This window comes from Amylolactobacillus amylotrophicus DSM 20534 (assembly GCF_001434555.1).
Classification (GTDB): Bacteria; Bacillota; Bacilli; order Lactobacillales; family Lactobacillaceae; genus Amylolactobacillus; species Amylolactobacillus amylophilus.
This window is the reverse complement of the sequence record NZ_AZCV01000006.1, coordinates 1-21,189: the sequence shown is the minus strand read 5'-3', so window position 1 is coordinate 21,189 and position 21,189 is coordinate 1. Positions and strand designations below refer to the sequence as shown.

General features: G+C 44.5%; 25 protein-coding genes and 1 other annotated feature. Of the genes, 24 read left to right on the top strand and 1 reads right to left on the bottom strand.

The genetic code is table 11. From position 1 onward, the window contains the following. Nucleotides 1–2: 2 nt before the first annotated feature. From FC62_RS06295 to FC62_RS06260, 8 genes are all read left to right on the top strand, one after another. On the top strand, nt 3–1,388 hold the full coding sequence (locus tag FC62_RS06295; RefSeq protein ID WP_054746135.1) for a DnaD domain protein: 1,386 nt from the start codon (nt 3–5) through the stop codon (nt 1,386–1,388). Nucleotides 1,389–1,398: 10 nt separating this feature from the next. Continuing rightward, complete coding sequence (dnaI, locus tag FC62_RS06290) at nt 1,399–2,316, top strand: primosomal protein DnaI (RefSeq protein ID WP_054746136.1); 918 nt, start codon at nt 1,399–1,401, stop codon at nt 2,314–2,316. A 299-nt stretch (nt 2,317–2,615) separates the two neighbouring features. Continuing rightward, complete coding sequence (gene thrS, locus FC62_RS06285; RefSeq protein WP_056946998.1) at nt 2,616–4,550, top strand: threonine--tRNA ligase; 1,935 nt, start codon at nt 2,616–2,618, stop codon at nt 4,548–4,550. A gap of 124 nt (nt 4,551–4,674) precedes the next feature. Then, nucleotides 4,675–4,791 (top strand) — a sequence feature (ribosomal protein L20 leader region). A gap of 37 nt (nt 4,792–4,828) precedes the next feature. After that, complete coding sequence (infC, locus tag FC62_RS06280; protein ID WP_075362769.1) at nt 4,829–5,344, top strand: translation initiation factor IF-3; 516 nt, start codon at nt 4,829–4,831, stop codon at nt 5,342–5,344. 17 nt (nt 5,345–5,361) lie between these two features. Then, nucleotides 5,362–5,562, top strand: a complete 201-nt coding sequence (rpmI, locus tag FC62_RS06275) for a 50S ribosomal protein L35 (protein WP_056946993.1) — start codon at nt 5,362–5,364, stop codon at nt 5,560–5,562. Nucleotides 5,563–5,594: 32 nt separating this feature from the next. Beyond that, nucleotides 5,595–5,951 (top strand): 50S ribosomal protein L20, encoded by a 357-nt coding sequence (gene rplT, locus FC62_RS06270; RefSeq protein ID WP_054746137.1) that lies wholly within the window; start codon nt 5,595–5,597, stop codon nt 5,949–5,951. 145 nt (nt 5,952–6,096) lie between these two features. Further along, a complete protein-coding gene (locus tag FC62_RS06265; RefSeq protein ID WP_056946990.1) occupies nt 6,097–7,476 on the top strand; it encodes an FAD-dependent oxidoreductase in 1,380 nt (459 codons plus the stop codon). Between the two features lie 268 nt (nt 7,477–7,744). Then, on the top strand, nt 7,745–8,173 hold the full coding sequence (locus FC62_RS06260) for a class A sortase (protein WP_054746138.1): 429 nt from the start codon (nt 7,745–7,747) through the stop codon (nt 8,171–8,173). A 180-nt stretch (nt 8,174–8,353) separates the two neighbouring features. Here FC62_RS06260 and FC62_RS06255 read toward each other — a convergent pair whose 3' ends face one another. Then, nucleotides 8,354–9,253, bottom strand: a complete 900-nt coding sequence (locus tag FC62_RS06255; RefSeq protein WP_054746140.1) for a VOC family protein — start codon at nt 9,251–9,253, stop codon at nt 8,354–8,356. A 193-nt stretch (nt 9,254–9,446) separates the two neighbouring features. Between FC62_RS06255 and FC62_RS06250 the strand changes: the two genes are divergently transcribed. From FC62_RS06250 to FC62_RS08220, 16 genes are all read left to right on the top strand, one after another. Continuing rightward, the gene (locus FC62_RS06250) at nt 9,447–9,968 is read left to right on the top strand and encodes a YqeG family HAD IIIA-type phosphatase (RefSeq protein ID WP_056946988.1); all 522 of its coding nucleotides are present in this window, start codon (nt 9,447–9,449) and stop codon (nt 9,966–9,968) included. Continuing rightward, the gene (gene yqeH / locus FC62_RS06245) at nt 9,965–11,116 is read left to right on the top strand and encodes a ribosome biogenesis GTPase YqeH (RefSeq protein WP_056946983.1); all 1,152 of its coding nucleotides are present in this window, start codon (nt 9,965–9,967) and stop codon (nt 11,114–11,116) included. Before FC62_RS06250 ends, yqeH begins: the two co-directional genes overlap by 4 nt. Next, nucleotides 11,116–11,430, top strand: a complete 315-nt coding sequence (locus FC62_RS06240) for a YhbY family RNA-binding protein (protein ID WP_056946981.1) — start codon at nt 11,116–11,118, stop codon at nt 11,428–11,430. The genes yqeH and FC62_RS06240 overlap by 1 nt, the downstream gene beginning before the upstream one ends. Before the next feature lie 12 nt (nt 11,431–11,442). Next, complete coding sequence (locus FC62_RS06235; RefSeq protein ID WP_056946978.1) at nt 11,443–12,087, top strand: nicotinate-nucleotide adenylyltransferase; 645 nt, start codon at nt 11,443–11,445, stop codon at nt 12,085–12,087. Continuing rightward, on the top strand, nt 12,080–12,703 hold the full coding sequence (gene yqeK / locus FC62_RS06230) for a bis(5'-nucleosyl)-tetraphosphatase (symmetrical) YqeK (RefSeq protein ID WP_056946975.1): 624 nt from the start codon (nt 12,080–12,082) through the stop codon (nt 12,701–12,703). The genes FC62_RS06235 and yqeK overlap by 8 nt, the downstream gene beginning before the upstream one ends. Further along, a complete protein-coding gene (gene rsfS, locus FC62_RS06225; RefSeq protein ID WP_054746142.1) occupies nt 12,696–13,049 on the top strand; it encodes a ribosome silencing factor in 354 nt (117 codons plus the stop codon). Before yqeK ends, rsfS begins: the two co-directional genes overlap by 8 nt. Next, nucleotides 13,049–13,804 carry a class I SAM-dependent DNA methyltransferase gene (locus tag FC62_RS06220; RefSeq protein ID WP_056946971.1) on the top strand — a complete coding sequence of 252 codons (756 nt, stop codon included), beginning with the start codon at nt 13,049–13,051 and terminating at the stop codon, nt 13,802–13,804. The genes rsfS and FC62_RS06220 overlap by 1 nt, the downstream gene beginning before the upstream one ends. Next, entirely contained in the window at nt 13,804–14,958 is a 1,155-nt protein-coding gene (locus FC62_RS06215) for a nucleotidyltransferase (RefSeq protein WP_054746145.1), read from the top strand. Before FC62_RS06220 ends, FC62_RS06215 begins: the two co-directional genes overlap by 1 nt. After that, nucleotides 14,959–15,537: a DUF177 domain-containing protein gene (locus FC62_RS06210; RefSeq protein WP_054746146.1), complete on the top strand. Its 579-nt coding sequence runs from the start codon at nt 14,959–14,961 to the stop codon at nt 15,535–15,537. Nucleotides 15,538–15,651: 114 nt separating this feature from the next. After that, nucleotides 15,652–17,076, top strand: coding sequence for an NADP-dependent phosphogluconate dehydrogenase (gndA, locus tag FC62_RS06205; protein ID WP_056946968.1), 1,425 nt, complete (start codon nt 15,652–15,654; stop codon nt 17,074–17,076). Between the two features lie 105 nt (nt 17,077–17,181). Beyond that, on the top strand, nt 17,182–17,883 hold the full coding sequence (locus FC62_RS06200) for a response regulator transcription factor (protein WP_056946963.1): 702 nt from the start codon (nt 17,182–17,184) through the stop codon (nt 17,881–17,883). Further along, nucleotides 17,884–19,398, top strand: a complete 1,515-nt coding sequence (locus FC62_RS06195) for a HAMP domain-containing sensor histidine kinase (RefSeq protein ID WP_082611592.1) — start codon at nt 17,884–17,886, stop codon at nt 19,396–19,398. A gap of 140 nt (nt 19,399–19,538) precedes the next feature. Continuing rightward, complete coding sequence (locus FC62_RS06190; RefSeq protein WP_056946960.1) at nt 19,539–19,808, top strand: sortase family protein; 270 nt, start codon at nt 19,539–19,541, stop codon at nt 19,806–19,808. A gap of 9 nt (nt 19,809–19,817) precedes the next feature. Beyond that, nucleotides 19,818–20,222 (top strand): class C sortase, encoded by a 405-nt coding sequence (locus tag FC62_RS06185; RefSeq protein WP_054746149.1) that lies wholly within the window; start codon nt 19,818–19,820, stop codon nt 20,220–20,222. Then, complete coding sequence (locus FC62_RS06180) at nt 20,212–20,673, top strand: BspA family leucine-rich repeat surface protein (protein WP_056946957.1); 462 nt, start codon at nt 20,212–20,214, stop codon at nt 20,671–20,673. The genes FC62_RS06185 and FC62_RS06180 overlap by 11 nt, the downstream gene beginning before the upstream one ends. 136 nt (nt 20,674–20,809) lie before the next feature. Then, nucleotides 20,810–21,028, top strand: a complete 219-nt coding sequence (locus FC62_RS08220; RefSeq protein WP_162254395.1) for an LPXTG cell wall anchor domain-containing protein — start codon at nt 20,810–20,812, stop codon at nt 21,026–21,028. The last annotated feature ends 161 nt before the right edge of the window (nt 21,029–21,189 follow it).

The following is a 21,189-nucleotide window of genomic DNA, read 5'->3' as shown; positions in this document are numbered from 1 at the left end:
CGATGTATTTTTCAACTAATCCTAAATTACCCTTCTACGTCGCTAATCAATTAACAATTGATACTGAGCAACAGAAGGTGATCATGAAACTTTATCAACCACTTGTTGGAGCCGTGGCAACAAGTGTTTATTTGACGCTCTGCCAACAGTTTAATCGGGTACCGATTCGCTCGGAATTTCTCCGCCTTGCTCAGCTCCAAGAGCAACTGGATATCGATTTAAAATCTCTTTTTAATGCGTTCCACAAGCTTGAGGCAGTCTCTTTGTTAAAGACGAGTACCAGTCAAAATGATATTCTCGGTGAAGCGCTGATTTTCGAGCTGAAAGCTCCCCTTGCTGCCAAGGATTTCTTTGGTACCTTTTTACTCTCTAGCTTACTGCTGGAGAAGATTGGTGAACCTTTGTTTAAGTCACTGCAGCAGAGTTTTACACCACAGACATTTCCCGATAGTGAAAATGCCCGTGATGTCTCGGCTGGCTTCTTCGAAGTTTTTCACATGGCGGATGAGACCGCAATTAATCCACCGGCTGTTGTTCAAGAGGCGGCAGAGTCTTTTGCCAAAAACAAGCAATTAGGGCAGGAAGATGCTATTGCGGAGACACGAGAGAATGAGCTTACAAAGTTAATAGATTGGCAGTTTTTGATCGATCAGTTTAATGCTTACCACATCGATGAGGCAGAAGTTAATAAATACAGGAAGCAAATCAGCGACATGATTAACTTCTACCAGCTATCCGAGTTGGAGTTTGTTCAGTTAGCGACTTTAACATTGACGAGCGGTGACCATAAGCTGAATATTAAGCGAATCGAAGCTAACCTAACTGAGAACTATGAGAGCCTGACGGACCATGCCTCGGTGCGTCACAGTGGGCGGGCAACCACAAAAGAAGCACTGGTGAACAAGGTATCAGCCATGATCAACAACCTCAGTGAAGCGGATCAACGTGTCTTAACAAGTGTGAACAAATATCGGCCACTTGACTACCTCTACCGAATAAAGAAAGAGAAGGGTGGCTACGTCACCACAAGTGAGAAGCAGATTGTCTACCAGCTGAAACAGAAAAATGGCTTGAAAGATGATCTAATTAACATGCTGATTTACGTCACCCTTGGTATGGCACCTACACTCTCTAAGGCCTTGGTTGACCGAATTGCTAATGACTGGTTCCAAAATGGCGTGGTAACGGCTGTGCAGGCGTTAAGCTATGTGAAGAACCGTGAGAATAAGAGACAACAGCAAGGGCAGAATACGAAGCACAGATATTATCAAGGACAGGGCAAGAAGAAAGAGGTTGCCACTGATTGGTCTAAGAAGAAGGCCACTGTAGATCCGAAGATTACGGATGAGTATTTGGATAAGCTACTTGATAAAATAGACGGAAAATAAGGAGCCTAATATGCAAAACATTGGCAAAGTTTTACAGAAGATATTGGATGAACGCGCAATCAAGTATGATTTCGACGAAATGATTAAAGCAGCGCTCAAGGATCCTGAAGTTCAAGCTTTTATCAAGGAACATCATGCAGAACTAACTCCCGATGCCCTAAACAAAAGTGCGGCAAACGTCTATGAATTTGTGACGCAGCGCGATAAGGTTCAACAAGAAAGCGACAGTACTGTGAGCGGCTTCGCCCCAAAACTAATTGTCAATAACGGCCTGATTGACGTGGAATATGGTCCGACTGAGCAAACTAGAACTGCAGTAGAGAGGACTACCCAGGCCCACAAGATGCGTCTAATTGACCTGCCGATTACGCTTAGGGAGGCCGCCATTACAGAGTTTGAACGTACAGAAGGAAGAATTCGTGCACTGGCACTAGCAACCGAATTCGTTGCGCAGTTAAGTGCTGGTCAGAATCCGAAGGGCGTCTACTTTAGCGGTAATTTTGGTGTTGGTAAGACTTACCTGATGGCGGCGATGGCGAATAAGCTGGTCACTTTTGGCAAAAGTGTGACGTTAATTCATGTACCAACCTTTATTGCTGGTCTTTCGAGTCACTTTGGCGACAACTCGCTTAATGATGAGGTCCAAAAACTAAAGTCTGTTGACGTATTGATGCTTGATGATATTGGGGCAGAGAGCCTGAGTCAGTGGTCAAGGGATGATGTGCTGGGCGTAATCTTGCAATATCGGATGGAGAATCAGTTGCCCACTGTTTTCAGTTCAAACTTCAGTTTTCCAGAGCTCGAGGAGCATTTTGCCGAGACCAAAACGGGCTCGGAGCCGGTGAAGGCCGCTCGTTTAATGGAGCGGATTAAGTTTCTGGCGACCGAGGTCGTCATGGAGGGTGCTAACCGACGCAACCGCGGTTAATTTGATTAAGTGGTCAGAAAGAACTTGAAAAATTAATTTAAATTAGTATAATTGAGTTCATTAAGAAAGACATATCAAACTTCACTAACAGGGAGTAGCTGCAGTAACTGGAAGCACTACAAGGAGTTTGACACCACTTTCGAAGTACAACCCATAATTTAATCGTTTGGTCGGTTACCATTATCAGCCATAAGAGTAGAATCACTTCGTGTGATTTTAAATTTGGGTGGAACCACGAAAATTTTCGTCCCAGTGTGAATATGTCGCACTGGGACTTTTTTTATTTAGGAGGAGCAGTAATGAGTTTTGAATTAACATTTCCAGATGGCAATAAGAAGAGCATCGATGAGGGTCAGTCAGTCTTAGACGTAGCCAAGTCTATCAGTTCGTCATTAGCTAAGAAGGCAGTCGGGGCAACCTTAAACGATGAGCTGTTATCGGTTGATAGTACAGTTAATCAAGCGGGCCACTTTGCCATTCTAACTGATGCAGATGAGCTGGGTCTGCGGATCCTCCGTGACACGGTTGCTTTCTTGTTCAAGTACGTTGCAAAGCAGAAATATCCACGCATCGCACTCGGTGAATCAAAGTCGGACGAAGATGGTTTTTTCGTTGATACTGATCAAGATAATCAAATTGCTGTTGGTGAATTGCCAGAGTTTGAAGCAGAGATGAAGAAGATTATCAAGAACGGTCTCCCAATTACCCGGGAATTTGTCGACAAATCTAAGTTAGTAGAGGCTTTCAAAGACGATCCTTACAAGACTTCCATGCTGAAGGACATTGATGCCGTACAGATACTGGCATACCGACTTGGTGATTTCGTTGATTTTGGCTACAAGGCGCTCCTGCCTAACACGGGCAAAATCAAAGAATTCGCACTCCTGTCAGTGGCCGGTGCATATTGGCAAGGTAAGAGTAGCAACAGAATGTTGCAACGGATTTACGGGACAGCATTCTTTAAAGCAAGCGATTTAGAGGCTGACTTGAAACGCAGAGAGGACATTAAGGAACGCGATCACCGCACACTAGGACGTGACCTTGATTTGTTCTTCGTCGATCCTAAAGTGGGTGCCGGTTTACCGTACTGGATGCCAAAAGGAGCAACAATTCGGCGAATTATCGAACGCTACATCATCGATAAAGAAGTTGCAGATGACTACGAGCACGTTTACACACCTGTACTCGCTAACCTGGACCTCTACAAAACCTCTGGTCACTGGGCACATTACAGGGAAGACATGTTCCCACCAATGGACATGGGAGATGACGAATTACTTGAGTTGCGGCCGATGAACTGCCCGTCACACATTCAGATCTACAAGCATCACGTCCGCTCATACCGTGAGTTACCAATTCGAATTGCCGAGTTAGGCATGATGCACCGTTATGAGAAGTCTGGTGCACTTTCCGGCCTCCAACGTGTGCGTGAAATGACCCTAAATGATGGGCACACTTTTGTCGCTTTGGACCAGATTCAAGAGGAATTTGGTAAGGTCCTTCAGCTGATGATGGACGTCTACCATGACTTCAATATCACCGATTACACATTCCGATTGAGCCTGCGTGACCCGAACAACACAGATAAGTATTTTGAAAACGACGAGATGTGGGAAAACGCACAGTCAATGTTGAAGAAAGCCCTCGATGAACTGGGTCTTGATTACTACGAGGCAGAAGGTGAGGCTGCATTCTACGGACCAAAGCTTGACGTTCAGACGAAGACAGCCCTAGGTAATGAGGAAACACTGTCAACAATCCAACTCGACTTCATGTTGCCAGAGAAGTTTGAACTGGCATACGTGGGTAACGATGGTGAAGAGCACCGTCCAGTGATGATTCACCGTGGAATCATCGGAACACTTGAGCGGTTTATCGCATACCTAACTGAGATTTATAAAGGTGCATTCCCAACTTGGATTGCTCCAGTACAAGTTAACATGATTCCGGTTAACCTTGATTTACACACTGATTACGTGAAGGAAATCAAACATGCATTGGCCCAAAAGGGAATTCGGGTGCAGCTTGATTTACGAAACGAAAAAATGGGTTATAAGATCCGCGAATCACAAACTCAAAAAGTTCCTTACACCTTAGTTATTGGGGATCAAGAGCTGGCAGATCAAACTGTAACGGTGAGAAAATATGGTGAACAAGACACCACAACCGTTTCTGTTCAAGAGTTTACCGACCAGATTTTAGCAGACGTGGCCAGCTACTCGCGTGATGAATAATTAACGATGATGGCAATTGAGTGCCATTTGTGTTAAAGTATTGCAGTTGGTGTATTATAGGACGAGGCTGCAGGTATCAAAAACGTTTGACACTCAGCCCAACTGTATGTATAATTGAATAGTTGAGAACAAGAAGAAGCTCCCGCTTCTCGCCTATGTTAACTAAGTACCTCTAGGCTAATCGATATAATCTGTTGATTAAGAGCGGGAAAAATTATTTTTCCCGCTTTTTACTTGTCCTCAAATTTATTTGGAGGTGAATACTCATAGCAAAAGATTTGATGTTAAATGAAAATATTCGTGAACGTGAACTTCGTGTGATTTCTGACTCTGGTGAGCAACTGGGAATTATCAGTAAAGCAGAAGCTTTGAAGAAGGCTGAAGATGCTAATTTAGACTTAGTATTAATTTCGCCAAACGCAAAGCCACCTGTAGCGAAGATTATGGATTACGGAAAATTCCGTTTCGAACAACAAAAAAAGCTCAAGGAAAACAAGAAAAATCAAAAGATTGTTAGTCTGAAGGAAGTTCGGCTTAGCCCAACTATCGAAGACAATGACTTTAAGACAAAGCTCAATAATGCTCGTAAGTTCCTTAGTAAAGGTGATAAAGTTCGGGTCTCTATTCGTTTTAAGGGACGTGCAATCACGCATAAGGAACTTGGACAAAGGGTTTTGGAAAAGATGGCTAAGGAAGCTGCCGACATCGCTAATGTCGAGGCTCGTCCTAAGATGGAAGGCCGTAGTATGTTTTTAATCTTGTCGCCAAGTGCTGACAAAGATAAAAAGAAATAAATTCTGGAGGAAGAATCATGCCTAAACAAAAAACACATCGTGCTTCAGCAAAACGTTTTAAGAGAACTGGAAATGGTGGCTTGAAGCGTCACCATGCATACACTGGTCACCGTTTCCACGGTAAGACAAAGAAACAACGTCGTCATTTAAGTAAAGCTGCTATGGTTTCTGCCAGCGATATCAAACGTATCAAACAAATGCTTTCACAAATGCGTTAATTGAGAAATATTATTTTAGGAGGAATTTAAAGATGCCAAGAGTTAAAGGTGGAACTGTAACACGTAAACGTCGTAAAAAGGTTTTAAAGCTTGCAAAGGGTTATAGAGGAGCTAAGCATTTACTGTTTAAATCAGCCAATGCCCAAGTAATGAACTCATACCGTTATGCATTCCGTGATCGTCGCCAGGTTAAGCGCGACTTCAGAAAGCTTTGGATTGCCCGGATCAACGCTGCTGCAAGAATGAACGATATTTCATACAGCAAGTTAATGCACGGCTTAAAGTTGGCTGAGGTAGACATCAACCGTAAGATGCTCGCTGACCTTGCTTATAACGATGCTGCTGCATTCACAGCATTAGTTGAGACAGCTAAGAAAGCTTTAAACTAGTTTTTGACAAATCAAGTAACTAGCTACTTAAGGAACAGATTAATTTCTGTTCCTTTTTTGATTCATCTTTTTGGGCGAACACTTCTTGTTTAGTAATCGCTTTCGTGATAATGTGAAGTTATAAAACTAAAGGAGGCAATAATTGATGGTTCAAAAAAAAGTAGCAATAATTGGTGCATCACATGGTGGACATCAATCCATTCTAGAATTACTGACTAGATACGGTAAAGATGTTGATATCACACTATTTGAGGCTGGTGATTTCATCTCATTTATGTCTTGTGGAATGGAATTATACTTGCAAGATAAGGTAACTGACGTCACGGATGTCCGTAATTTTAGACCGGAGAATTTCCCACAAGAAAATGTACATATTCTGGCTAACCATGAAGTAACGCAGATTGATGCAGATAATAAGAAATTGACGGTCGTGGATCACATAAAAGAGGCAACGAATGAATTTACCTACGATAAATTAATTCTTAGTTCTGGTGTCACGCCAAATGCTTTGCCACTTCCTGGTAAAGAACTTGAGAATATTTTCTTGATGCGTGGCTACGATTGGGCACGTAAGATTAAGGCAAAGCTTGAGGACGATTCTGTCCAGAACGTAACTGTGATTGGTACGGGCTATATTGGCATTGAGGCGGCACAGGTATTTGCGGAAGCTGGTCGTAATGTAACAATCATCGATGTCATTGACCGACCACTCGGTACCTATCTCGATCAGGAAATGACGGATATTCTGCGCGCCGAATTAGAAGAACATGGCGTTCACGTGGTTACTGGTGCCAAAATATCGGAATTCAGTGGTTCAACAAGCGTTACTGCTGTGAAGACTGATCAGGGTGATTTTCCAAGTGATTTGGTGATTGAGGCTGCCGGGGTGAAGCCAAATACTGCATGGCTCACTGGTACAGTTGAATTAGACCAACGTGGGTGGATTGTGACCGATGAGTACCTACGTACCAATCTGCCAGATGTGTCGGCAGTTGGTGACGCGACCTTGGCACTTTCCATTCCTGCAGGCAAGAAGATGCCGATTGCTCTAGCAACGGTGGCTCGGCGTGAGGCGCGCTATGTTGTAGAACACCTCTTTGAGGAGAAGCCGAATGTGCCATTTAAAGGTGTTGTGGGTTCATCAGCGCTTTCGGTCTTTGATTATCAATTTGCAGCGACCGGTTTGAACGAATTTAGCGCTGGTCGAGCGGGTATCCCACTCAAAACAGATTTCTATCAAGATACGCTAAGACCAAAGTATGTGCCGGTAGAACAGGGTAACTCAGATGTGTATGTCAAGCTGGCTTATGACGAGCAGACTCACCAACTATTAGGTGGAGCTGTGCTGTCGAAGGCGGCAATTACCGCACAGGGCAATACTCTTGCATTGGCAGTGGCACAGCAGCTCACGCTTGAGGATCTTGCTGATAGTGATTTCTTCTTCCAACCCGGCTTCGACCGACAATGGAGTTTGCTGAACCTTGCAGCTCAACACGCGCTAGGTGAGGAACCATTTGTTGAATAGAATAGCTTAGGTATGAAAGACCATTTCAATTGGAAATGGTCTTTTTTTGCTTCAATTAGATTAACTAATTGTCCCTTAATCCTTGTGCAGGTGATAAGATTACATGATAGAAGTTTTTTAGACGAGCTCAGCCGCTAAAGAGGTTGCTGTAGCTAGGAAGCGGTCTAAAGCTCTTTTCGCCGCTCAATTAGACTCCGTTGATGCGCAGTTTCTTCTGCAAAGTAAACAGCAGCAGGACCAAATTATTAAGCAGTCAGGAATTGGCCGTTTGGCGATTCCATGTCAAAAAGTTAGCCTACCCATCCTGGCTGAGCGTACAGATGCCAACTTATCAGTCGGTGCTGCCGAATATACCCCGCACCAGAAGATGGGTCATGGCAATTATGTCTTGGCTAGTCATAACTATGCTGGCGCCGATGTCTTGTTGAATCGTATTAAGAATTTGGCGGCTGGCCAGAAGATTTATCTGACAGACTTCAGCCAGATATTCATGTATCAGGTTACGCTGCTGCGAGTCATCAATGAACGTGAAATTCACTATCTTGCGCAAACGGAAAATCCTACTTTAACTTTGATTCGTTGTGAGGAGCCGGTTGGCACGGATCAACGGCTGATTGTCCAAGCTAAGCTGGTCTCTCTCTGTCGTGGCATACAAAAAAGCCCAACCAGCTGTGGTACAGCGATTGGGGATAGTTAAACAGAGCCAAGAAAATTGGTTTGCAAAATTAGGTCAGGCGATGATGCCCTTTACTGTTCAAATTGAACATGACCAGAGGTTAAGACGATTATCCCACCTTAGTTTGATGCTACTTGGTGGCTTAATAGTGACATTTGCCACAGCCACCGCGCTCATCTTTAGACCAGAACGTAACTAATTCTAGCTTTTGAAATTGACCCCTTCATTGGCATAGAAATCGATTAGTTCCTCACGAAGCGGTTCGAGATTATCCGGTAAGCCAAGTTTTTCGCCCAAAGAATCAAGGTCTTCATCGACAGTAAAACCAGGTGCCAGGGTGGCAAATTCTATCCGATTACGGTTCGGATCTCTGAAGTAGACGGAGTAGAAATACTTGCGGTCAATTTCCTTTTCGAAGTGGAAGTTCCGCTCGTTACCACTGTTTCGAATGGCAGCAATTTCATTTTTATCAACCGCGCTTAAGGCAACATGGTCGATGCTACCGCGACCGAAACGTTTGGTCCCTGGCTGCTCGGCTGGCATAAGTGTGATCGATTGACCAAGGTCTAAATTAAGCAAGTGGTTTACCGTTTCGATACCAGTCATTTCGGTGAAAAAGTGTTCTTCGGCGTCCAAATCCGTCACATAGATATTTGTGTTTTTGAGGCGCAGAAGCTGGTACTGTGGCGGAATTGTGCTATTACGAATTACACTTGCTGCAGCAGGCTCCTCAGCGATAAAGCAAATTCTTATCGGCGTGCCTTGCGGGTCAGTAAAGCTCAAAATATCATTCTGATTGGAAAATGTGATATTATTGGTCGTCAAATGTTGCTGCCAGAATTTGCTGCCTTTAGCGGGAGCGTAGTAATCGAGTCCCTGAATGTAGCTATCCTCGTCATAGCGAGTGCCAAGACGCGGTACCTCGATAAATGTGGTCACCGTGCCGGGCTGCCCATTGTAATTACCGAAATAAATATGTCGTCTAGTGGGATTCTCCTGGTTGACGGAGTTCTTGATAAAGCGAAAACCCAAAATTTGTGTATAAAAATGGCTTGTTGAATCGATATCGCCGGTCAACAACGTGATATGATGTAATTGCATTTTATTTTTCCCCATTTAACTCAAATTATTGCAAATAAAAACAGATATTAGAGTAGTAAAATTGCTTTTCAGCACTCTATTATCTATATTATATTAAAAATAGTCATTAATTACATGTTTTTCGACTTCCTGAACAATGAAAAATTGTGAGGTTTCAAGTATAATGGGAAAGTAATTCTAAAGGAGATTTTGCATGACTATTTTTCGACCAGCACTCACGATCGATTCGATTTATAATTTAAACGTCGCAGATTTGAAACGGCGCGGCATAAATGCCGTTTTCAGTGATCTAGATAATACGCTTTTGGCATGGAATATTGAGGAATCAGTGGAGGCGATGGACGAGCTCAATGAACGCCTGTTAGCTGGTGGAATCACGCTTGTGGTCATCTCAAATAATAATCATGCCAGAATCCAAAAGGTGTTGGCGCCGTACGGTATCAAGTTTGTGGCGCGGGCGAAGAAGCCACTGCCAGGGGGCATCAATAAGGCGCTGCGGCAGTTTGGGTTTAGGCGTGAACAGACGCTCATGGTTGGGGACCAGTTGCTGACAGACATGATTGCTGGCAACCTAGCTTTAACCAAGACAGTTTTGGTAAAACCGTTAGTTGAAACGGATGCTTGGAATACAAGTATCAATCGTTTCTTTGAAAAGTTTATTTTCTTCTTTTTAAATATGAAGCGGAAAATCACCTTTAAGGAGTATCTAAATTGAGTTTAGAACAAAATAACAGCACGAGCAAAACAGAAGAGATTAGATGCATTGGCTGTGGAGCCGTGTTGCAGAGTACAGATGAGCACGAACCGGGCTATCTACCTGCTAGCGCCTTACAGAAAATCCTTAGTGGCGAAACAGAAAATATCTACTGCCAAAGGTGTTTTAGACTCCGGCACTACAATGAAATCATGCCGGTTCAGACTGACAATGATGATTTCTTGAAGTTGCTTAGCACGATTGGGAATACGAACCACGCACTCGTCGTTAACGTAGTCGACCTGTTCGACTTCGATGGCAGTGTGATTCCTTCGCTACCACGTTTTATCGGGGATAATAAATTCATCCTTGTGGGTAATAAGATTGACCTCTTTCCAAAGAACACGAATCAGCGAAAGGTCAAGGATTGGTTACGCCAACAAGCCAACAAGGTGGGTCTTTTTCCAGAGGATATTTTCTTAGTGAGCGCTAAGAGAAGGACAAATATTACTGAATTTCTGAGCTTCCTAGCACAACGTGCGGGTAAGAAAAACGACGTTTACTTCGTCGGTACAACGAATGTCGGGAAGTCGACCTTGGTGAACGCGATCATCGCAGCCATGGGGGATATCAAAGACCTAATCACCACATCCAGGTTCCCCGGCACCACGCTTGATCGAATCGAAATCCCGCTTGCCGAGGGCAACATGTTAATCGACACACCGGGAATTATCTCGCCTAATCAGCTGGCGCACTTCCTGGCCCCAGACCAGCTGGACTTAATCTCACCGCAGAAACGTTTGAAGCCGGTCACCTTCCAGTTGACGCCCGGTCAGACCGTTTTCCTAGCTGGAATTGGCCGCGTGGACTTCATTTCGGGTCCGGCAAGTAGCTTCGTCGTATATGCTGATCAGAAACTCTATCTGCACCGCACTAAAACGGTGAATGCCGATGCGTTTTACGAGAAACACGTTGGTGAGCTATTAGTACCACCAAGCACGGACCAGCTAGCGGAGATCCCAAGCCTCGTAGGTAAAATATTCAAACCACAGGATAAGAGTGATTTGATTTTCGGCGGCGTGGGCTTCATAACGGTCCCGGGCGGAATCACAGTTAAAACATACACACCGAACCAAATTGGTTTGGGCATGAGAAGGGCAATAATCTAATGTTAAATGGTAAGCAAAAAAGATATCTAAGAAGTTTAGCAATGAAACAAAGAGCAACAATGCAGGTTGGTAAGGCCGGCATCACAGAGGCTGTGATTAAGCAGTTGCAAAATGAGATTGAGAAGAACGAACTTTTGAAAATCTCTTTGTTGCAAAATACGGTTGTGGAACCGGCGGAAGTCCAAGTGGAGATTCAGGCTACGGATGCAACTATCGAATTCGTGCAGAAGATTGGCCGCAACATGGTGTTCTACAAACGCGCAACTGAGCCTAAGAACCGGAATATTTCCGCGCATGTAGGTAAACTCAAGTAAGAGGGTAGATCCATGAATTCAGTGAGTACGATGAAACACGTTGTTGTAGAACCGAAGGTACAGGTAGCTCTTCAGGAGCAAAATACCAAGAAGGCTGTGGGTATCTTAGGCGGCACCTTCAATCCGATTCATATCGCACACTTGATTTTGGCCGAACAGGTGTACAGTAAGTTAAACCTCGACGAAATCTGGTTTATCCCTGATAATATTCCACCTCATGTGAATAAAAAAGGCGCCATTGCACCACGACACCGGGTTGAAATGATTCGGTTGGCAATTCGCGATAACCCACACTTTAAGGTGGATCTGACCGAGATCATGCGTGGCGGCATCAGTTATACAATCGACACGGTAAAGGAACTACGACGACGCCACCCAGAGAATGATTTCTACCTGATTATGGGTGGAGACATGATTAGTGACTTTAAAAATTGGAAGAATCCGCATGAGCTCGCGAGCCTAATCAAGCTGGTGGGCGTGAAACGACCTGGTTACGTCCAGCTGTGTGATTTTCCAATCATCTGGGTTGACGCACCGTTCATGTCGGTTAGTTCGACTCAGATTAGGGAGTTACTACAGGCTGGCAACTCCGTGAAATACCTTGTTCCACAGGGTGTGAGCGAGTACATTACTAAAGAAGGTTTATACAATGGATAATAGTACCAATTTATTTTTTACTAACACTTTTTCTGACCTCAGCAGTGACGAACTAGTTCAACGTGTACGCAACAAACTGAGTGACTTTCGGTTTGCTCATTGCGTGCGGACGAGCTACATGGCAAAAGAACTAGCCGCCACGAACCACGTGGACCAAGAACGCGCAGCGGTGGCCGGTTTCGTGCATGATTATGCCAAGGAAGTTGCACCGGAGGATTATCGGAGAGCGATTATTGAAGAAGGACTCGATCGTAATCTACTGGAATGGAATCGCAGCATCTGGCACGGTATCGTTGGTGCCAACTACGTAGAGCAGGAATTGCACATCCATGACCAAGCCATCCTAGATGCAATCAGACACCACACAACGGGTAGCCCAGATATGAGCGAGCTCGACAAGGTCATCTTCATGGCCGACTACATCGAACCGGGACGTAAATTCCCGGGGGTTGAGGTTGCGAGAGAGAGGACAGCACTAAATCTGGACGCAGGTGTCGCCTACGAACTTCAACAGACATTATTATACTTAATCGAAGGACGAGAGCGGGTTTTTCCCCTAACCGTAGCGGCTTATAATAAATTAGGAATCAAGACAGAGGAGAATTTTTTTGAATAGCAAAGACTTATTAAAACTCATTGTGGGCGCGGTTGACGAGAAACACGGCGAGGAGATAATCGTGTATGACATGCGGGGAATTAGTATTCTGTCCGACTATGTGGTCATCACAAACGGTAACTCGAACAGACAGGCACACGCGATCACGGAGAACGTCTCAGAGAAGCTGAAAGAGGTAAATTATTACGATTTCAATATCGAAGGAAATAAGGACTCTAATTGGCTGCTGATTGATGCCAAGGAAGTCCTCGTGAACGTCTTCACCGACGAGGCAAGGGAATTCTATGGCTTGGAGAAGCTCTGGTCAGATGCGAAGGAAATCCCAGTGGCAGAGTTAGTCGACTAATGGATAACTATCAAGTTTTTGCCGCGGTTTACGATGACCTGATGGACAAATCATTATACGCTGAGTGGTTGAAGTATGTGCAAAAGCGCGTGCCAACTGGTCAGCGCATTTTGGAACTAGCGAGTGGGGCTGGCGACCTGGCCCAGAGGCTGGTGGCAGAGAAGTATGATTTAACCGTTTCTGATCTATCCGAATCCATGCTGGAATTAGCTGCCTCAAAAGTGGGCGGAGATTCGGACACGGATTTTTTGCTGCTTGATATGCTGAATTTTGACTTTGCAGCGGAGTATGATGCGGTAATTTGTTTCGATGACTCCATCTGCTACCTGAAGGACGAAGAGCAATTACGGCAAACCTTTCAGAACGTTTGGCGTGCGCTGAAGCCGGGCGGGCAGTTTCTGTTCGATAGTCATTCCTTATTTCAGATGGACCATGTCTTCCCTGAGTACATGTTTAATGAGATTAATGAGGACTACACATTTGTCTGGAAGAGCTTTATTGGGGAACAGCCACACAGTATTGTACATGACCTCCAGATTTTCATTCCAACAGACGTGACCGAATCAGAAGCGACCGCCAGCAAATTTGAGTGTTTCGAAGAAATGCACCACGAGAGAACGTACCCCATCGCCACGTACCGTAAGTTACTACAGGAAGCACAATTTGAACTTACTGAGCTGACGACGGATTTCACCGATGGCTTCGATGGTGCCACCGGGCGTCGGTGGTTCTTTCAGTGTAGGAAGGTGGTTTAATGAGCGTAGTAGGTGTCATCGCAGAATTTAATCCTTTTCATAGCGGTCACGAATTTCTCCTCAATCAGGCCCGTCTGGTCGCAAAAAGCGACCCGATTATTGTGATCATGTCTGGTAATTATGTGCAAAGAGGTGACGTAGCGCTGCTAGATAAATGGGAGCGTGCGAAGGTAGCACTAGCTAGTGGTGCTGATCTCGTCTTTGAGCTACCGTTTAACTATGCTGTGCAACCTGCCGATATTTTCGCTTCCGGTGGTATCAAGCTACTTGCAAGTCTTGGCGTTACCGACCTGGTTTTCGGTGCGGAGGACGAGAATCTGAATTTCCAAGAACTTGGTGATAAAATCGCGAATATCACAGAGCATAATATTGACTTCAGCGACTACACAAAGACTTATGCCACGCAATACAACCAAATGGTCACGGACGAAGTCGGCTACGAGGTTAATCAACCGAACTTGATGCTCGCGGTAGCATACGCCGTAGCTAACACCAAGTTAGGTCATCCACTGCAGCTACATCCTATTCGCAGAATTGGGCAGGCCCATGAGGCTGAACTTGTCGATGATGAGTTAGTGATGAGCTCAACCTCAATCAGAAACTTTATCCTTCACGTTGGGGCAACGGAGCGGTTGAATGATTGGCTGCCACCGGTCGAGGTACTGGCCGTGAATAACGCCAAGTCGTTTCCTACCTGGCTCATGATGTTTGACTATCTCAGATACCGCTTAGATTCTAGCACGCCAAAGGAGTTGGCTAGAATCTACCAAATGAGCGAGGGACTCCAGTACAAGATGAAGGCGGAGATCATCGATCATCACGATTTCACCAGCTTTCTGCGGGCAATCAAATCGAAACGATACACATATTCACGCTTACGTAGAACTTGTCTTTACACATTGTTGAACGTGGCGGAAGAGGAGATGGCTACGGCTCAGAGTACTCCATACCTATTCTTACTCGGCTACACTAACCTGGGGAGTAAATATCTTAAACGCCAGCGTAAGGAGTTCACGTTACCAATATACAGCAGAGTAGATGCGAAGCTCGCCAACGGTGGTCCGATGGACCTGCAGGTCCGCGTTGACCGTTTTTATGAACAATTAACTATGTCAAATCAAAACTTTGGTCGCAGACCAAACGAGGTGAAATAAATGTTGAAATATAATTTTAGCCAAGTGGCAGACCAGAAGAATCCGCTGATTCAAGTAGATGAAGCAATTAGCTTCGGCCCCGATTTCTTCGAGCGGGCTAAAGAGCTGATTATCTCAGTGGAAAAAGCTAATGTGACGGGGCAAATCTTCTATGACGAACCATTTGTGTTCGCACAGATGCATGTGGTTGCGGACATTACAGTGCCCTCATCCAGAAGCCTGAATTCCGTTCCATTGAAGCTCGACTTCAAGTTCCTGGAGGCCTACACAAAGGAGACACCAAGCCAGGAAGACTTAGAAGCAATTGATACGATTATCGAGCTGGAAGATGATCTGATCGACCTCCAGACGGCCGTTGAGGATCACCTATTGTTGCACATTCCACTGCAAAATCTGACTAAAGAGGAACTAGAACAAGACCTGATGCCAAAGGGTGATGACTGGGAGGTCGTCAGTGAGTCGAAGTTCTTAGAGCAGCAGAAACAGGAGCAAGTGACGAAGATTAACCCCGCTTTTGAGAAGCTGAAGGGATTGTTTCCTGCAAGTGAAGATTCGGCTACAGATGACGAAAATAATTAATCTGAGTATTTTGGCTTTAATCTAGTGGGAAACTCTGCTAGGATTGTTTTGTGAGTAAGTGTGTGCAGATACACGATACTAATCTGATACATTTGGGATGCAATGGAGGAAATTATGCAAAAACCTGAAATTGGTGTTATTGGAATGGCTGTAATGGGAAAGAGCCTTGCCCTAAACATTGAAAGCCGTGGCTATACAGTGGGCATTTACAACCGGACTGGTTCCAAAACTGAAAAAGTAATGGAGGACCACGCGGATAAGAATCTAGTACCAAGCTACACGATTGAGGACTTCGTTAATTCATTAGAGAAGCCCCGCAGAATTATCATGATGGTGCAGGCCGGCAAGGGTACAGATGCTGTCATTGAACAACTTCTGGCACTACTAGACAAAGGCGACGTCTTAATTGATGGTGGTAATACATACTTTGAAGATACGGTTCGGCGCAACAAAATGTTGGACGAATCAGGTATCAACTTTATCGGGATGGGCGTTTCCGGTGGTGAATTAGGCGCACTTGAAGGACCTTCAATGATGCCCGGCGGTCAAAAGGAAGCGTATGATCTCGTTGCACCAATCCTCGAGAAGATGTCGGCTAAAGCACCAGCTGATGGCGCTCCTTGTGTCACCTACATCGGACCAAACGGTGCAGGTCACTACGTAAAGATGGTCCACAACGGTATCGAATATGGTGATATGGAGCTCATTGCTGAGAGCTACAATATCTTACGTAACGTACTGGGATTATCAACGGATCAAATCGCCGAGATTTTTAGCGAGTGGAATAAGGGCGAACTGGAAAGCTACCTCATCGAGATTACGGCAGATATTCTGACCAGAAAAGACGATCTGGGCAGTGATGAACCCATCGTCGATAAAATCCTCGATAAAGCCGGGAACAAGGGAACTGGTAAGTGGAGTTCACAGAACGCCCTCGAAATTGGTGTCTCTCAGTCACTAATTACAGAAGCCGTTTATGCACGTTACATTTCCACATTCAAAGATGAGCGTGTGGCTGCAAGTGAGGTGTTGAAGGATCCAGCTAACAAACCAACTAATTTGAACGTTGATGAGGTTGTTGATAAGGTTAAGAAAGCCCTTTACTTCAGTAAAATCATGAGTTACGCTCAAGGATTTGAGCAAATGAAATTGGCATCTGCTAACTATGATTGGAACCTCAATTTCGGTGAGATTGCTAAGATTTGGCGTGCTGGTTGTATTATTCGCGCTCAGTTCTTACAGAAGATTACTGATGCCTATAATCAAAATGCTAACCTCGCCAACCTGCTGTTGGACGATTACTTTGCGGACATCGCTAATAACTACCAAGATGCCGTTCGTGACGTGACTAGCCTCGCAGTGCAGGCAGGCATTCCTGCTCCAGCACTATCTGCCTCTGTGTCATACTTTGATTCTTACCGGGCAGCAGTTGTGCCCGCAAACATCATTCAAGCGCAACGTGACTATTTCGGTGCACATACTTACGAAAGAACAGATCGTCCGGGAATTTTCCATTATTCGTGGTATAATGAACAATAGATTTAAGAAAAGCTGCAAAACAGCTTTTTTTTGTGTGATTATAGAGCAAATAGCTCTAATCTATGTTAGAATCAATTAAAGAATAATAAGAAAGACTGAGAGCATATGGCAAAAATTTTAATTATTGAAGATGAAAAAAATCTTTCACGCTTTGTAGAACTCGAATTACAACATGAAAGTTATGAAACAGTTGTTGAGAATAACGGTCGTCGCGGTCTAGAAATTGCACTAAGTCAGAACTTTGATGTAATTCTCCTAGACTTGATGCTGCCAGAACTCAATGGTTTAGAAGTTGCGCGCCGGGTTCGTCAGGCGAAGACGACACCAATTATTATGATGACGGCCCGTGATTCTGTGATTGACCGTGTTTCTGGACTTGATCATGGTGCAGATGACTATATCGTCAAGCCGTTCGCGATTGAGGAATTATTGGCGCGGATTCGGGCCGTATTACGCCGGGTGGAGATTGAAGATACACATAATTCACCGAAGATTACGAGCCGCGAAGTAGTTAAATTTAAGGATCTTGTGATTGAAACCAACAATCGCATGGTTCGGCGTGGGGATAAGTCGGTTGACTTAACCAAACGCGAATACAACCTGCTGATGACGTTGGTCGATAATGAGAATAACGTTGTAAGTCGTGAACAACTACTCGACAAGATTTGGGGTCCAGAATCGAAGATTGAAACGAACGTTGTGGAAGTTTATATCAGATACCTCCGGAATAAGATTGATGTTGAAGGACAACCTTCATACATTAAGACAATTCGCGGTACAGGGTATGTAATGAGGACTGACGACTAGATGAAAAAAAGAACTAACCAGTCGGAAAAAATTGCTGCGGAAGATAAAAAACCGCGGCATTTTTCAATTACGACAAAATGGGTCAGTTTAGTTGGACTGACAATTGCCTTTACCTTCATGGTCTTCTCTGTGACCATTTATACTCTGATTCAAACTAAACTGATGCAGCAGGAGCGCGCCATCGCTGCTGATACCATTAATATTGTTGAAAATCGGCTGGTGGAGATTCCGGATAATTTGATGATTTCAAATGTGGTGACAAATCTTTCGCCGGAAACTAAGCGAGTGATTGAGGGCAAGCCCGCTATCTCGGGTAGCAATCAAAGAAATGTCTTTGATGATTCGGTCCTCAGTAGTCTGTCGAAGCCAGACCTGACGCTTGTGGTGTTTAACAAGGCCAAGGAAGTAGTTTTCTCAAGTAAAGAGATTAATGTTAAAGAACGTCCTAGTGCCCACTTCGGCTATCGTATAAACAATAGACGGGGCAGGAATGTGCTCACAGGTATCCGTCCGGTAGTTTCCGCTCAGACCGGCAAATTAACTGGTTATATCATGGCTCAAAACGAGATGAATAATGCGAACAGCATCCTCGCGGAGCTGCGATTATGGACGATTGTTCTCTCGGTTTCGGCTATTCTGGTGACCATCGTCCTAAGTTACCTGGTGGTGCGTGGTATTCTCCGGCCAATCAAGCTGATGTCCAAGGTTGCAAAGACTTTGGATGATGCACCTGAGTCTGACGCCCGGATTCCGGACTTGAAACGCAATGATGAATTAGGCGAACTAACATTAACCTTCAACCAGATGCTTGACCGAATGCAAAGCTATACCGAGCAGCAGAAGAACTTCGTGGGGGACGTCTCACACGAACTCCGTACGCCCGTAGCGGTCATTGAGGGTCACCTTAACTTGTTGAACCGCTGGGGTAAAGACGACCCTGAGGTGTTGGATGAGTCGATTAAGGCCTCCATCCAAGAAGTCTCCCGCATGAAGCATTTGATCCAAGAGATGCTCGATTTAACGCGTGCAGAACAGATTGACATCTTGTATCCAGATGAGGTAACAAAGGTGGAAGAAGTGGTTCATCAGGTCGTCGATAATATTCGTCTGGTGCACCCGGACTTTGAGATTCAGCTCGACGACGACTTGGAGCCGAATACCAATATGAAAATCTACCGGAATCACCTTGAGCAAATTCTGATTATTCTGATGGACAATGCCATTAAGTACTCAACTACGAGAAATGAAATCATTATTTCTGCAGCATCAAATGAGAGCACCGTGAACTTGGTCGTGCAGGATTTCGGTGAAGGAATCAGCCGTGAGGATAAGGAGAAAATCTTTGGGAGATTCTACCGGGTTGATAAGGCTCGTACAAGGGAAAAGGGCGGCAATGGTCTAGGCTTGCCGATTGCCAAAAAGCTGGTGGAGAGTTACCACGGCACGATTACGGTCGATTCGCTTGAGGGTAGCGGGAGTCAGTTCAAGATAAGTTTTCCAAGAAATACTAAGTAAAAGAATTGAATAATGACCTCTGGTTCGGCTATACTTAGCGGTAAATGAGGTTGAATCATGGGTAAAATTAGTAGCAAGCAAACAACGAAGAAGAATCTCTGGCTTTATTTAAGCCTGTTGTTTGGCTTGGTACTTTTTTATTGCCATTTATTTATGTCGCTTATACGCAACAGAAGCAAGATTACGCAAAAGTGGTTTACCAAAAGGCGACTAAACATGTCGATTCGAAGCAGTTAGAAGCTGCAAGAAACTATAACAGGCAAATCTTCACACAGCAACAGGTGAACGCGTGGGCAGCTGGCGAAAAATACATTAATTCTGTCTTCACGAGAGAGCAGCTGAAGCAGCCCATTGGGTACATCAGTATTCCGGCCATTCACCTGGATCCGATGGTGATTTACTATGGCTAAAGCGATGCGGTGTTAGAGAAGGGAATTGGCAATTTAGCTTGGAGTAGTTTACCCACGGGTGGGAAGAATACACTCAGCGTCTTGACCGGGCATTCTGGCTTAGCCAACCAGATTTATTTCGATAACATCAAGCACCTGAAGAAGGGTGATATCATCTATCTCAATGTATTTGGCGATAAATTGTCGTATAAGGTCATTGGGCAGCAGGTTATCGACCCAAACAATCATGCTGAGTATGATCACCTGTACGTCAAGCCAGGTCAGGATCGGATTACATTGATGACGTGTACGCCGATCTTTATCAACAGTCACCGCCTCCTGATTTTTGCCAAGCGGGTACCAACTAAAGTGGCACAAAAGACACAAATCAAGCATCGGAACATATGGTACGACCGGACTCAAATTGAAGATTAACCCGCAGGAGCCTTTTGGTACCGGTGATTTACTCGAAACTCCGGTGACTGAAGATGTTTTAGCCAAAGGAATCTTCGGTACGGCGAAGTGGTATATCGACACTAACGGGACAATGCATATTGGACCAGGAAACTTTGGAAGATTAAAGCAAAGTACATTGTCACCTTGGGACGTATACAAAGACAAAATTAAAAAAATTATTTTTCCAGTAACAGAGAAAATAATTGCAAATACGGACTCAGGATATCTATTTGCTAATTTAACTAATCTAGAAAAAATCGAAAATATCAATAATTGGGACACCAGTAACGTGACTAATATGCGGTATATGTTTGCGGATGCGTCTGGTATAACCAATCTGGCTTTAAGTAATTTTGATACAGCAAAAGTTATCGATATGACTAACATTTTTGGAGGGATGACATCTCTCCAAACAGATAACATTTGGTGATGGTTTTTGGACTAATCAAGTAACAAGTTCGCAGCCAATTCTACCTAACGCAACTGCTACCACAAAGTGGACTGCAGTAGATTCAACTAACGGTGGGACAATTGCTGCACCAGCAGGACAACGCCTCGCGGATGATGTGTTCAATCTTGATCAAGGCGACCTGCCTGATACTTACGTCCTGAAAGAATATGAGACGATTCCAAACACGCTACCTATAACAGGCTCTAACACCCGGGCGCTGCTCCTTTCAGGGTTAACGTTAGTGCTCATCTCCGGAATATCCATCTTTGGCTTCAGGTTACACCGGCGCAATAAGCAGGACCTTGCAGCGCTCGAACAAGTCTTGAAGAAGTAAGATAAATCAACTTACGAACTGGGAACAATTCACCTCCGAATTGTTCCTTTTTTGCGCCAAAAAAATAACCCCAAAGGATATACTCCTAGTTAGTTGGACACGGAAATAATTAAAATTCCGGTCTCACGAACTAGGAGTATTTATTTTGGCTAAACATTATA